We start from the raw sequence: 12,947 nt of genomic DNA, 5'->3' as shown, positions 1-12,947 counted from the left end.
ATCGCCATGCCTCATCATCAGTATGTTCTGACTCTGTCGTGCCCGGACCGCGCCGGGATCGTCTCCGCGGTGAGCACGTTCCTATTCGAGAATGGTCAGAACATTCTCGATGCACAGCAGTACAACGATACCGAGAGTGGTCACTTCTTCATGCGGGTGGTGTTCAACGCCGCCGCGAAGGTGATTCCGCTGGCGTCGCTGCGCACCGGTTTCGGCGTCATCGCGGCCAAGTTCACGATGGGCTGGCACATGCGGGACCGGGAGACCCGGCGCAAGGTGATGCTGCTGGTGTCGCAGTCCGATCACTGCCTGGCGGACATTCTTTATCGTTGGCGGGTCGGCGACCTGCACATGATCCCGACCGCGATCGTGTCCAACCACCCGCGCGAGACCTTCAGCGGGTTCGATTTCGGCGACATCCCATTCTACCACTTCCCGGTGAACAAGGACACGCGGCGGCAGCAGGAAGCGGCGATCACCGCGCTGATCGCCCAGACCCACACCGATCTGGTGGTGCTGGCGCGCTACATGCAGATCTTGTCGGACGAGATGTCAGCGCGGCTCGCTGGCCGCTGCATCAACATCCACCACTCGTTCCTGCCGGGCTTCAAGGGTGCGAAGCCGTACCACCAGGCGTTCGACCGCGGCGTCAAGCTGATCGGCGCCACCGCGCACTACGTCACCAGCGCGCTCGACGAAGGCCCGATCATCGATCAGGACGTCGAACGCATCAGCCATCGCGACACCCCGGCCGATCTGGTGCGCAAGGGCCGCGATATCGAGCGCCGGGTGCTGTCCCGGGCACTGCACTATCACCTCGATGACCGGGTGATCCTCAACGGCCGCAAGACGGTGGTGTTCACCGACTGACGCCGGCTTATTTGGCCGGCAGCGCTGCCGCAAGCTCGCCCGCGATGCGGTTCGGCAGCACCAGGCCTGCGAGCTTCCAGCCTGAACCGGCGAAGTGCAGCCGGATCTCGCTGGAATTGTCGCTATCGGTGGCATCGCTGATCCGCACCGCAAATTCGACCGGCTCGACGAAGCGGAACCGGCCGAGCGTCGCCACCACGTTCTTGGTGTCGATGTCGCCGAGCTGCGGCAGGCCGGCGATCGGCGGCAGGTCCTGAATGCCCTGCAGCTTTCCGGTCTTCAATAGCTGCGTCAGATGTTCGGGTGTCAGCATCTTGGCGATCATCGCGTCGGCAACACCAAGGCCGGCGGCGCGCACCAGCATGCGCTCGGAGGGGCGGATCTCGCGGGTCTGTCCGATCCGGTCGAGATAGGCCGCGACGATCTGGTCGGCCAGTGACTGCGTCAGTGATTTGACGTCGGTGCGGGCGATCACGGCGGCGCCGTCGCCGCGGCGCACCGCGTCGGCAAGGCCGCCGAGCGAGGCGACCGCGGAGCCGACATAGACGATGACCAGGATGATGAGCGCGGCGATGCCGCCGAAGAACCTACGCATGAAGGTCCAAAACTCCGAGAGACGCGGGAGTTGAGGACGACGGCTGGCGTTCGTCCTATCGGGCCGGCGCGCCGGCAGGCGGCTGCCCGGTTTCGGCGGCCCGTGCCGCTTCGAGCTTTTCCCGCTCGGCCGCCGGCATTTTCCGGAGCCGTTCCTGCTCCTTCATATAGGCGTCGTACCTGGCGGTACCAGGGCGCGGTGGGGCGTCCGCCGGCAGTCCTCCGGCCCACTGCGGCACATAGTCCGCCATCCCGGTGGTGAGCGCGCTGTTGATCGAGCCGCAGCCCGTCAGCGCGCCCAGCATCACCACGGCGCCCGCTGCGCGCAGCCCCCTAACCAACCCAACTCGCATCGATACATCTCGCTTCGTCGTCACCGGCGGAAGGCGCCGCCGCGGCTGTTTACCGCGTTCGGACGATCGCTCCAAACCCGCACCGCTATTGGATAACAGCATACCTGATATCGCACCATCATTTCAGTTTCCGTGGCAATGATATGGCTAGGCCTGCGGCGGAACCGGGGACGTCGGATCGTCGGCAAAATTGCTGTCGTCGGCCGATGGGACATTATCCGGCGCCTCGACGCTCCGCCCGCCGATCAACGTGCGCTTCGTGAGACAGCGCGACGCCGCGTCGGCTAAGGTGGGATGGGCAATAAGCCTCGAAAAAGAGGCAAGGGAAAAGGAAACACTCATGTTGATTGGCAGACGAACGCTGCTGCACGCCGCGTGCATCGCTTTTGCCGGCGCAACGACGAGCACGGTGGCGCATGCCGAGGACACCGTGAAGATCGGCCTGATCGTGCCGATGACCAGCGGCCAGGCCTCGACCGGCAAGCAGATCGACAATGCCGTCAAGCTGTACATGAAGCAGAACGGCTCCACCGTCGCCGGCAAGAAGATCGAAGTGATCCTGAAGGACGACGCCGCGGTGCCGGACAACACCAAGCGGCTCGCGCAGGAACTGATCGTCAATGACAAGGTCAACGTGATCGCCGGCTTCGGCATCACGCCCGCCGCGCTCGCAGCGGCGCCGCTCGCCACCCAGGCGAAAGTGCCTGAAGTGGTGATGGCGGCCGGCACCTCGATCATCACCGAGCGCTCGCCCTATATCGTCCGCACCTCGTTCACGCTGCCGCAGTCCTCGACCGTGATCGGCGATTGGGCGGTGAAGAACGGCATCAAGAAGGTGGTGACGCTGACCTCCGACTACGCGCCGGGCAATGACGCGCTGGCGGCGTTCAAGGAGCGCTTCACCGCCGGCGGCGGTCAGATCGTCGAAGAGGTCAAGGTGCCGCTCGCCAATCCGGACTTCGCGCCGTTCCTGCAGCGCGCCAAGGACTCCAAGCCGGACGCGATGTTCGTGTTCGTTCCGGCCGGTCAGGGCGGCAACTTCATGAAGCAGTTCGCCGAGCGCGGCCTCGACAAGTCGGGCATCAAAGTGATCGGCCCCGGCGACGTGATGGACGACGACCTCTTGAACAGCATGGGCGACGCCGCGATCGGCGTGGTCACCGCGCACATCTATTCGGCGGCGCATCCGTCGGAGAAGAACAAGGCGTTCGTCGCCGCCTACAAGAAGGAATTCGGCCAGCGGCCCGGCTTCATGGCGGTCGGCGGCTACGACGGCATCCACCTGATTTACGAGGCGCTGAAGAAGACCGGCGGCAAGGCCGACGGCGATTCGCTGATCGCCGCGATGAAGGGCATGGCTTGGGAAAGCCCGCGCGGCCCGATCTCGATCGACCCCGACACCCGCGACATCGTCCAGAACGTCTATATCCGCAAGGTCGAGAAGGTCGATGGCGAGCTCTACAACGTCGAGTTCGACAAGGTCGACGCGGTGAAGGATCCGGGCAAGACGAAGAAGTAAGCGACTGCGCGCTCCGATTTGGCTTTCGTCATTCCGGGGCGCGCGCAGCGCGAGCCCGGAATCCATAACCCCTGCAGGGAGTATGGATTCCGGGCCTGCGCCCCAAGAGGGGCGCATCCCGGAATGACGAACGCTGATGATTGAATCGCGATGACCCTGCTCACCATCCTGTTCGACGGCGTTGCTTACGGCATGCTGCTGTTCGTGCTCGCGTGCGGGCTGGCGGTGACGCTGGGGCTGATGAATTTCGTCAACCTCGCGCATGGCGCGTTCGCGATGGCGGGCGGCTATGTCTGCGCCGTGTTGGTCAATCGCGCCGGCTGGCCGTTCTTCGCCGCGCTGCCGCTCGCCTTCCTCGCGAGCGCCGCGATAGGGGCGGTGTTGGAGCGGCTGCTGTATCGGCATCTCTACACTCGGTCGCATCTCGATCAGGTACTGTTCAGCGTCGGGCTGGTGTTCATGTCAGTCGCCGCCGTCGACTACATTATGGGCTCGTCGCGCGTGTTCATGCAGTTGCCGGAGGCACTGCAGGGCCAGATCGACCTGTTCGGCGGCGGCATCGGTCGCTACCGGTTGATAATCATCGTGATCTGTGGGCTGCTGACGATCGGGCTGCAATTGACCCTGGCGAAGACGCGGTTTGGCAGCCGGCTGCGTGCCGCGGTCGATGATCCACGCGTCGCCAGTGGGCTCGGCATCAACGTGCCGCAGGTGTTCGCGCTGACCTTCGCGTTCGGCTGCGGGCTGGCCGGCTTCGGCGGCGCGCTGAGTGCCGAGATTCTCGGGCTCGATCCGTATTTTCCGCTGAAGTTCATGATCTATTTCCTGATCGTGGTCACGGTCGGAGGCTCGTCCTCGATCACTGGGCCGTTCCTCGCCTCGCTGCTGCTCGGGATCGGCGACGTCGCCGGCAAATACTATCTGCCCAAGCTCGGGCCGTTCGTGATCTACACCATCATGATCGTGATCCTGATCTGGCGTCCCAATGGCCTGTTCGGCCGCACCGCGGCGCGCTGATGACCATGTCGACTCCTCCCGAAATCGTCGGCCTTCACGCCCGTCGCACCGCGCGCTGGCATTGGGCCGAGTTCGCGTTCTGGGCCGTGCTGATCGGCTGCGGCCTGCTGTTTCCATCGCGCTATCTGATCATGACCGAGATCGTCCGGCTCGGCCTGTTCGCGCTGTCGCTGGATCTGATCCTCGGCTATGCCGGGATCGTCTCGCTCGGCCATGCAGCCTTCTTCGGCGTCGGCGCCTACAGCGCCGGCCTGCTCGCGTTGCACGGCATCGTCGGCGAACCGGTGCTGGCGCTGCTGGTCGCGGGTCTCGCCGCCGCGGTGCTTGGCTTCGCCACCAGCTTCCTCGTCATTCGCGGCGTCGATCTCACCCGGCTGATGGTCACGCTCGGCATCGCGCTGCTGCTCGAAGCGCTGGCGGAGCGGTTCTCCGACATCACCGGCGGTACCGACGGCCTGCAGGGCATCGTGATGCAGCCGCTGCTCGGCATCTTCGAGTTCGACCTCTTCGGCAAGGTCGGGTTCTGGTACACCGTCGCGGTGCTGTTCGTGCTGTTCCTGCTGGCGCGCCGCGTGGTGCATTCGCCGTTCGGCTTGTCGTTGCGCGCGATCCGCAACAACCCACTGCGCGCCTCGGCGGTGGGCATCCCGGTCAACACCCGGCTGGTGGCGATCTACACCTTCGCGGCGTTCTACGCCGGCCTCGCCGGCGCGCTGTTCACCCAGACGACCCAGCTCGCCTCGCTCGATGTGTTCTCGTTCGAGCGCTCGGCCGATCTGATCCTGGTGCTGGTGCTCGGCGGCACCGGCTATCTGTACGGCGGACTGATCGGCGCGGTGGTGTTCAAGCTGTTGCAGGAAACCTTCTCGATCCTCACGCCGCAATATTGGCTGTTCTGGATCGGCCTGGTGCTGGTGGTGATCGTGATGATCGGCCGCGAGCGGCTGCATCGCTGGGTGCTGTTCCTACCGCGCAGCATCGCGCGCGCGGTACGGGGCGGCAAGCCGGCAGGAGGCGCGAAGTGACTCTGGCGCTGCAAACCATCGGGCTGGAGAAGCACTTCGGCGGGCTCAACGTCACGCGCAACCTGTCGCTCAATGTCGAAGCCGGCGCGCGCCACGCGCTGATCGGCCCGAACGGCGCCGGCAAGACCACGGTGATCAACCAGCTCACCGGCGTGCTCAAGCCGAACGGCGGCCGCATCCTGCTCGAGGGCCACGACATCACCCACATGCCTGTGCACAGGCGGGTGCTGCGCGGGCTGTCGCGCACCTTCCAGATCAACCAGCTCTATGCCGACCTGACGCCTCTCGAGACGATCGGTCTTGCCGTGTCGGAGCGCTCCGGCCACGGCGGCGACTGGTGGCGGCGGATGGGCACCCGTGCCGATATCAACGGCGAGATCGCCGACAACCTCGAGCGCTTCAAGCTGCTCGACGTGATGAACGAGCCGACCGGCACGCTGCCCTATGGCAAGCAGCGCCTCTTGGAGATCGCAGTGGCGATCGCCACCAAGCCGCGGGTGCTGCTGCTGGACGAGCCTGCCGCCGGCGTGCCGGAAAGCGAGCGCCACGACATTCTCGTCGCGGTCGCCGGCCTGCCGCGCGAGGTGACGGTTCTGCTGATCGAGCACGACATGGACCTGGTGTTTTCGTTCGCCGACCGCATCTCGGTGCTGGTGTCGGGGGCACTGCTGACCGAAGGCACGCCTGAAGAGGTCGCGCGCGACCCGCAAGTCAAGGCGGTGTATCTCGGCGAGGATGCCCATGTGTGATCTCGCAATGCCTGAGCTTGCCAATGTCTGACTTGCTTGCGATCGACAAGCTCCGCGCCGGCTACGGCGAGGCGGTGGTGCTGCCGTCGATGTCGCTCCGTCTCGCCGAAGGCGAAGTGCTGGCGCTGCTCGGCCGCAACGGCACCGGCAAGACCACGCTGATCAACTCCATCGTCGGCGTCACTCGCCGTTTCTCCGGCACCATCGCGGTCGGCGGCGTCGATGTCACCGCGCTGCGGCCTGATCAGCGCGCGCGCGCCGGCATCGGCTGGGTGCCGCAGGAGCGCAACATCTTCAAGTCGCTTACCGTCGAGGAGAACCTCACCGCGGTGGCACAGCCCGGTCCGTGGACGGTGGCGCGGGTGTACGAGATGTTTCCGCGGCTTGAGGAGCGCCGCAGCAATTTCGGCAATCAGCTCTCCGGCGGCGAGCAGCAGATGCTGGCGATCGGCCGTGCGTTGACGCTCAATCCAAAGGTGCTGCTGCTCGACGAGCCGACCGAGGGGCTCGCGCCGATTATCGTTGACGAATTGCTAACCGCGCTCGGCAGCATCACCCGCTCCGGCGGCATCTGCTCGATCATCGTCGAGCAGAACGCGCGAAAAATCCTCCAGCTCGCCGATCGGGTTGTGATATTGGAACGCGGCGCGATCGTGCATGATGCGGCGAGCGCGGCGCTGAAGGACGATGCCGCAACGTTGGAGCGCTATCTGGGCGTTTCCGGCGGGGCCAAGAGCTGACCTTGGGGAGTTGAAATGACGCAAAGAACAAAGCCACCGTTCCGCGCCGACGAGGTCGGCAGCCTGCTGCGACCGCAGAAGATCAAGGAAGCCCGCGCCAAGTTGGAGAAGGGCGAGATCACCGCCGCCAATCTGCGCGAGATCGAGGACATGGAGATCGAGAAGGTCGTCCATAAGCAGTCGGCGATCGGGCTGAAGCTCGCGACCGACGGCGAGTTCCGCCGCTCGTGGTGGCACTTCGACTTCTTGAGCTATCTCACCGGCTGTGAACTCTACCATCCCGACACCGGCATTCAGTTCGCCGGCGTGCAGACCCGCAACGATTCGATCCGCGTCGTCGGCAAGCTCGACTTTCCCGACGACCATCCGATGCTCGATCACTTCCGTTTCCTGAAGAAGCACGCCGACATCGCGCACGTGACGCCGAAGATGACCATCCCGTCGCCGGCCGTGCTGCACTTCCGCGGCGGCCGCAAGGCGATCTCCAGCGAGGTCTATCCGGATCTCGATAGCTTCTTCCAGGATCTTGCCAAGACTTATCGCAAGGCGGTGAAGGCGTTCTACGACGCCGGCTGCCGCTATCTGCAGTTCGACGACACCGTTTGGGCCTATCTGTGCTCGCAGGACGAATTGCAGAAGGCGCGCGACCGCGGCGACAATCCGGACAATCTGCAGCAGATCTATGCGCGGGTGATCAACTACGCGATCGCCGATCGGCCGGCCGACATGGTGATCACGACCCACGTCTGCCGCGGCAATTTCCGCTCGACCTGGATTTCGTCCGGCGGCTACGAGCCGGTGGCCGAGACGCTGCTCGGCGGCATCAATTACGACGGCTATTTCCTGGAATACGATTCCGAGCGCGCCGGCGGCTTCGAGCCGCTGCGCTTCCTGCCCAAGGGCAACAAGGTCGTGGTGGTCGGCGTCATCACCTCGAAGTTCGGCGAGCTGGAGAGCAAGGACGCGATCAAGCGCCGGCTCGAAGAGGCGTCGAAATTCGTGCCGCTCGAGCAACTCGCGCTGTCGCCGCAATGCGGCTTCGCCTCGACCGAAGAGGGCAACATCCTGTCCGAGCAGGAGCAGTGGGACAAGCTGCGCCTCGCCGTGGAAGTCTCCTGGGACGTCTGGGGGAAGTAAGCGCTCCGCTTGAGCGTGTTGTATCTGCGTGCTGGCCGGGGCTCACCCCGGCCATTTGCGTTTCAACGCACAGTCATTCCGGGGGCGCTCGCAAATGCGAGCGAACCCGGAAACCAGAGGTTGTCGTAACGCCGGGTGCGCCACGATCGCGGGATTCCGGGTTCGCGAGCTGGCGCTCGCGCCCCGGAATGACGGAGCGGAGGGAATGACGACGCTCCTGATCGATCGCCGTCAGTCGACCCCCAAATACGCCGCCTTCACCTTCGGGTCGGTGAGCAGCTCCTCCGCAGGCCCTGTGTGCACGATGCGGCCGGTTTCGATCACGTAGCCGCGGTCGGCGATTTCGAGCGCGGCAGCGGCGTTCTGTTCGACCAGCAGGATTGTGATGCCGCTTCTGCGCATCGCCGTCACGGCGTCGAGGATCTGGTCGACCAGGATCGGCGACAGCCCGAGCGAGGGCTCGTCCAGCAACAGCAGTTTGGGCTTGCCCATCAGCGCGCGGCCGATCGCCAGCATCTGCTGCTGGCCGCCGGACAGGCCGCTGGCCTGCTGGTCGCGCTTGTCCTTCAGGATCGGAAACATCGCATAGACGCGCTCGCGGTCGGCCTCGATGCCGTCGTCCTTGCGCAAGTAAGCGCCGAGCCGGAGATTGTCGGCGACACTGAGCGGCCCGAAAATCTGCCGGCCCTCGGGCGATTGCGTGATGCCGAGAGCCACGCGCTTGTGCGGCGGCAGCTTGTCGATGCGTTGGCCGAGAAAACGGATTTCGCCGCTGGAGACCGGCTGCACGCCGGACAGCGCCCGCAGCAGCGTGGTCTTACCGGCGCCGTTGGAGCCGATCAGCGCCACGACTTCGCCGGCGCGCACCTCGAGGCCGATGCCCTTGAGCACGTCGATCCGGCCGTAACCGCTGTGTAGGTCCTTCACCTCAAGCACGCGCCGCCTCCCGCGCCCCGTGGCGGCCGAGATAGGCTTCCGCCACCAGCGGATTGTGCCGCACCTCGTCGGGCGTGCCTTCGACCAGCATCCGGCCCTGATTGAGCACCAGGATGCGATGCGAGATCTTCATCACCAGCTTCATGTCGTGTTCGACCAGCACCACCGCGATGCCCTGGTCGGCGACGCGGCAGATCAGGCGGTCGATTTCCTCGGTCTCGACCGAATTGCACCCGGCCGCCGGCTCGTCGAGCAGCAGCACCCGCGGTTCAGCGGCGAGTGCGCGGGCTATCTCCAGCCGCTTGCTTGCGCCATACGACAACGAGCCGGCCGCGACATCGGCGATATCGCGCAGCCCGACCTGATCGAGCAGCGTGAGCGCGGCTGCACGGGTGGCCCGGTTCTGCCGCGTCACCGAGGGCAGCCGCAGCAGATCGGCAAACAGGCTGCAGCGCTCCTGCAAATGCCGACCGACCATGACGTTTTCGGCGGCGGTCATGCGGTGGAAGATCTGCAGGTTCTGGAAGGTGCGCGACAGGCCGCGGGTGGCGAGTTCGTCCGGCGGCAGGCCGGTGACGTCGCGGCCGTCGAGGTCGATCCGGCCATGATCGGCCGCGTACATGCCGGAGACGACATTGAACAGCGTCGTCTTGCCGGCGCCGTTCGGGCCGATGATCGACAGAATTTCGCCGGGCGCCACCGAGAACCCGACGCCGTCGATCGCTTTGACGCCGCCGAACGAGATGCCGACATCGCTGACCTTCAGAAGCGTCATCGCCGCGCCCTCATGGTCAGCTTCGCCAGCATCGGCACCATGCCGTCGCGCATGAAGATCATCGACACGATGATGATCAGACCGAGCAGGAAATGCTCATAGTCCTGAAACACCGTCAGCAGTTGCGGCAGCACCACCAGCACCGCGGCGCCGACGATACTGCCGACGATGGAGCCGAGGCCGCCGAGCACCACCATCGTCACCAGCTCGACCGAATGCAGGAAGCCGGCCTGATCCGGATTGACGAAGCCATTCATCATCGCCAGCGCCGAGCCGGCAATCGAGGCGTACACCGCCGCAATGACGAAGGCCTGTAGCTTGAAGCGCTCGACATGCACGCCTGCGGTGCGCGCGGCGATCTCGCTGTCGTGCAGGGCGCGAAAGGCGCGCCCGGTGGGGGTGTCGTCAAGGTTGAGTGCGAACCAGGTGCCGATCAGCAGCAGCCCGGCCGTGATCCAATACCAGGTGTTCGATCCGGAAATGCGCCAGCCGAACAACGACAGCTTCGGCACCGGCATGCCGTCAGGGCCGCCGGTCCAGCCGCTTTCGGTGGTGATGACCATCGCCACCAGCACGCCGAGCCCGAGCGTGGCGATGGCGAGATAATGCCCCTTCAGCCGCAGGATCGGCCGGCCGACCAGAAATGCCAGCAGGGCGGAGAGCAGGGCGCCAACCAGCACTGCAAGCAGCGCGTTGAGGCCCAAATGCGCCGGCCCGATCGCCACAGCATAAGCGCCGATGCCGAAGAAGCCGGCATGGCCGAGGCTGACCTGGCCGGCCTTACCCATCAGAATGTTGAGACCGATTGCGGCCAGCGCCGAGACCCAGACCAGCGAGGCGACGCGGAAGTAATAGCTCGATGGAAACAGCAGCGGCAGCACCGCCATCACCACAGCAAGCGCGATCAGGATGACGGATCGGCGTCCGAACACGTTCAACATCACTCAGACCCGCTCGACAGTGCGACGGCCGACCAGCCCCTGCGGCGCGACGAACAGCACGGCGAGGATGACGATGAAGGCGATGGCGTCCTTGTAGGTCGACGACACGTAGCCGGCGCCGAACGACTCCAACAGGCCCAGCAACAGGCCGCCGATCACGGCCCCGAGCGGATTGCCCATGCCGCCGAGCATCGCGGCTGCAAAGCCCTTCAGCGCCAGTAGAGTGCCGACGTCGTAGCTAGTCAGGGTGATCGGAGTGATCAGAATGCCGGCGATGGCGCCGATCGCGGCCGAGCCGCCGAACGCCAGCGCCATCACGGTGGCGACGTTGACGCCGACCAGCCGCGCCGCGAGCCGGTTGGCGGCGGTCGCGACCACGGCCTTGCCGATCAGCGTTCGCTCCATCACGTAGTAGAGCGTCAGCACCACCAGCGCCGCGCCGCCGAGCACCCACAGGCTCTGCGGCTGGATCACCGCGCCGAGCAGGTGGATCGGCGCGTCGCCGGAGAAGGCCGGCAGCTTGTGGAATTGCTTGTCGAACACGATTTGCGCTGCGCCGCGCAGCAGGATCGAGGCGCCGATCGTGATGATGATCAGCGACACCGCCGAGGCGCCGCGGGCCGGCGCGATCGCCAGCCAGTACAGCAACAGGCCGATGACCACCGCGACGATCACCGCCAGCAAGGCGGCCAGCGGCAGCGGTACGCCGGCCGCATACGCAAACACGGTGACCATGCCGCCGAGCATGACGAATTCGCCCTGGGCGAAATTGACGACGTCGGAGGCGTGATAGACCAGCGTGAAGCCGAGTGCGACCAGCGCATACACCGCTCCGACCGTCAGCCCCGAGATCAGAAATTGCAGCAGTTCGGACATGGCGCTCTCAACAAAAAGGCCGTCATTCCGGGGCGCGCCGCTAGGCGCGAGCCCGGAATCCATAACCACCGCAGGTAGTATGGATTCCGGGCCTGCGCCTCGAAGACGGGGCGCATCCCGGAATGACGACTCAACTCAGTGCATCGGGTCAGCTTCCCGGCTGCACCAGCGTCCAGTCGCCGTTCTTGACCTCGAGCATCCGGAACGCCGACAGGTCGAGGCCGAGGTGATCGGTCGGTGACATGGTGACGATGCCGCCGGTGCCGACGAAGCCCTTGGTGGCCTCGATCTCGTCGCGCACTTTCTTCGGATCGGTCGACTTCGCCCGCTTCATCGCGTCGACCAGGATGTAGAGGCCGTCATAAGCGTGGCCGCCGAAGGTCGAGACCGGCTGCTTGGTGGTGTCTTCGTAAGTCGCCTTGTACTCGGTGACGACCTTCTTCTGCGGATCGTTGTCCGGCAGCTTGTCGGCGACCAGCAGCGCGGCGGCGGGCAGCCGCACGCCTTCGGCCGCCGGGCCGGCGAGCTCGATGAAGCTCTTCGATGCGACGCCGTGGCTCTGGTAGAACGGCGTCGACGACATGCCGAGCTGCGCGTAGTTGCGGGTGACGATCGCCGGGCCCTGGCCGAAGCCGGGATTGACCACTGCCTCGACGCCCGGGGCGGCCTTGATCTTGGTGAGCTGCGCCGTCATGTCGCTGTCGCGCGGGCCGTAGGTTTCTTCGGCCACGATGCTGACGCCGTAGTTCGGCGCGACCTTCAGGCACTGCGCCCGCATCGACGAGCCGAAGCCGTCGGTGCCGGAGATCATCGCCACCTTGGTAAATTTGCGCGCCTTGATGTTCTCGAAGATCTTCTCGCACGCCATCTTGTCGGTGTGCGGGGTCTTGAACACGTATTTGCGGACGGGGTCGATGATTTCGACCGCGCCGGCAAACGAGATGAACGGGATCTGCGCTTCCTCGAACACCGGGATCATCGCCATCGTGGTGCCGGTGGTCGAGCCGCCGATCATCGCCACCACCTTGTCGTCCTCGACTAGGCGGGTGGCGAAGGTGCGGGCCTTGTTGGCGTCGCCGCCGTCGTCATAGACGACGAGTTCGATCTTCTTGCCGTCGACGCCGCCCGCGGCGTTGATCTTGTCGACATACATCTTCAGCGTCTTGTCCTCTGGATCGCCGAGGAAGGACGCGGGGCCGGTGATCGACAGCACCGAGCCGAGCTTGATGGTGGATTGCGCGAGCGCGCTGTGCATCAGCGAAAAGCTCGACAGCGCCAAAGCCGTCGCGCCGACGGCGACGCTGCGCAGGACATGCGTGTAGCGAGACATGAAGCGTTCCTCCGTTGCAGGCTGCGCTTCTTGCGAGCGTCTTTGGCCTGATCCAATCCCGGTGCCTTGTATACGACGCCGACCG

General features: G+C 65.3%; 14 protein-coding genes. 7 read left to right on the top strand and 7 right to left on the bottom strand.

Going from position 1 to position 12,947, the window contains the following annotated elements; translation table 11 throughout:
* Nucleotides 1-6: 6 nt before the first annotated feature.
* Nucleotides 7-870 carry a formyltetrahydrofolate deformylase gene (gene purU, locus HZF03_RS20390; protein ID WP_011159567.1) on the top strand — a complete coding sequence of 288 codons (864 nt, stop codon included), beginning with the start codon at nt 7-9 and terminating at the stop codon, nt 868-870.
* Between the two features lie 7 nt (nt 871-877).
* Here the strand turns inward: purU and HZF03_RS20385 are convergent, their stop codons facing one another.
* Together HZF03_RS20385 and HZF03_RS20380 are read right to left on the bottom strand one after the other, a co-directional pair.
* A complete protein-coding gene (locus HZF03_RS20385) occupies nt 878-1,465 on the bottom strand; it encodes a DUF2939 domain-containing protein (protein WP_119020098.1) in 588 nt (195 codons plus the stop codon).
* A 55-nt stretch (nt 1,466-1,520) separates the two neighbouring features.
* Nucleotides 1,521-1,817 (bottom strand): hypothetical protein, encoded by a 297-nt coding sequence (locus HZF03_RS20380; protein WP_012497367.1) that lies wholly within the window; start codon nt 1,815-1,817, stop codon nt 1,521-1,523.
* 340 nt (nt 1,818-2,157) lie between these two features.
* On the opposite strand from HZF03_RS20380, the gene HZF03_RS20375 reads away from it, so the two are divergent.
* The 6 genes from HZF03_RS20375 (at nt 2,158) to HZF03_RS20350 (ending at nt 8,004) form a co-directional block, all read left to right on the top strand.
* Nucleotides 2,158-3,336, top strand: coding sequence for an ABC transporter substrate-binding protein (locus tag HZF03_RS20375; RefSeq protein ID WP_119020097.1), 1,179 nt, complete (start codon nt 2,158-2,160; stop codon nt 3,334-3,336).
* Nucleotides 3,337-3,486: 150 nt separating this feature from the next.
* Nucleotides 3,487-4,353 carry a branched-chain amino acid ABC transporter permease gene (locus HZF03_RS20370; RefSeq protein WP_119020096.1) on the top strand — a complete coding sequence of 289 codons (867 nt, stop codon included), beginning with the start codon at nt 3,487-3,489 and terminating at the stop codon, nt 4,351-4,353.
* Nucleotides 4,353-5,378 carry a branched-chain amino acid ABC transporter permease gene (locus tag HZF03_RS20365; protein WP_165858188.1) on the top strand — a complete coding sequence of 342 codons (1,026 nt, stop codon included), beginning with the start codon at nt 4,353-4,355 and terminating at the stop codon, nt 5,376-5,378. The genes HZF03_RS20370 and HZF03_RS20365 overlap by 1 nt, the downstream gene beginning before the upstream one ends.
* Nucleotides 5,375-6,127 carry an ABC transporter ATP-binding protein gene (locus HZF03_RS20360; RefSeq protein ID WP_119020095.1) on the top strand — a complete coding sequence of 251 codons (753 nt, stop codon included), beginning with the start codon at nt 5,375-5,377 and terminating at the stop codon, nt 6,125-6,127. Before HZF03_RS20365 ends, HZF03_RS20360 begins: the two co-directional genes overlap by 4 nt.
* A 23-nt stretch (nt 6,128-6,150) precedes the next feature.
* The gene (locus tag HZF03_RS20355; protein WP_011159560.1) at nt 6,151-6,867 is read left to right on the top strand and encodes an ABC transporter ATP-binding protein; all 717 of its coding nucleotides are present in this window, start codon (nt 6,151-6,153) and stop codon (nt 6,865-6,867) included.
* A gap of 15 nt (nt 6,868-6,882) precedes the next feature.
* Nucleotides 6,883-8,004: a cobalamin-independent methionine synthase II family protein gene (locus HZF03_RS20350; RefSeq protein ID WP_119020094.1), complete on the top strand. Its 1,122-nt coding sequence runs from the start codon at nt 6,883-6,885 to the stop codon at nt 8,002-8,004.
* Nucleotides 8,005-8,235: 231 nt separating this feature from the next.
* On the opposite strand, the gene HZF03_RS20345 is transcribed toward HZF03_RS20350, so the two are convergent.
* The 5 genes from HZF03_RS20345 to HZF03_RS20325 all read right to left on the bottom strand — a co-directional run bounded on the left by HZF03_RS20345 (nt 8,236) and on the right by HZF03_RS20325 (nt 12,862).
* Nucleotides 8,236-8,940 (bottom strand): ABC transporter ATP-binding protein, encoded by a 705-nt coding sequence (locus tag HZF03_RS20345; RefSeq protein ID WP_119020093.1) that lies wholly within the window; start codon nt 8,938-8,940, stop codon nt 8,236-8,238.
* On the bottom strand, nt 8,933-9,715 hold the full coding sequence (locus tag HZF03_RS20340; RefSeq protein WP_011159557.1) for an ABC transporter ATP-binding protein: 783 nt from the start codon (nt 9,713-9,715) through the stop codon (nt 8,933-8,935). Before HZF03_RS20340 ends, HZF03_RS20345 begins: the two co-directional genes overlap by 8 nt.
* Entirely contained in the window at nt 9,712-10,656 is a 945-nt protein-coding gene (locus HZF03_RS20335; RefSeq protein WP_119020092.1) for a branched-chain amino acid ABC transporter permease, read from the bottom strand. Before HZF03_RS20335 ends, HZF03_RS20340 begins: the two co-directional genes overlap by 4 nt.
* Nucleotides 10,657-10,659: 3 nt before the next feature.
* Nucleotides 10,660-11,532: a branched-chain amino acid ABC transporter permease gene (locus HZF03_RS20330; RefSeq protein WP_119020091.1), complete on the bottom strand. Its 873-nt coding sequence runs from the start codon at nt 11,530-11,532 to the stop codon at nt 10,660-10,662.
* Nucleotides 11,533-11,680: 148 nt separating this feature from the next.
* Nucleotides 11,681-12,862: an ABC transporter substrate-binding protein gene (locus tag HZF03_RS20325; RefSeq protein ID WP_119020090.1), complete on the bottom strand. Its 1,182-nt coding sequence runs from the start codon at nt 12,860-12,862 to the stop codon at nt 11,681-11,683.
* Nucleotides 12,863-12,947 lie beyond the last annotated feature (85 nt).

Source organism: Rhodopseudomonas palustris, from assembly GCF_013415845.1.
Lineage (GTDB): Bacteria > Pseudomonadota > Alphaproteobacteria > Rhizobiales > Xanthobacteraceae > Rhodopseudomonas > Rhodopseudomonas palustris_F.
The sequence above is the reverse complement of the archived record's forward strand: the minus strand, read 5'-3'. Positions and strand labels throughout refer to the sequence as shown.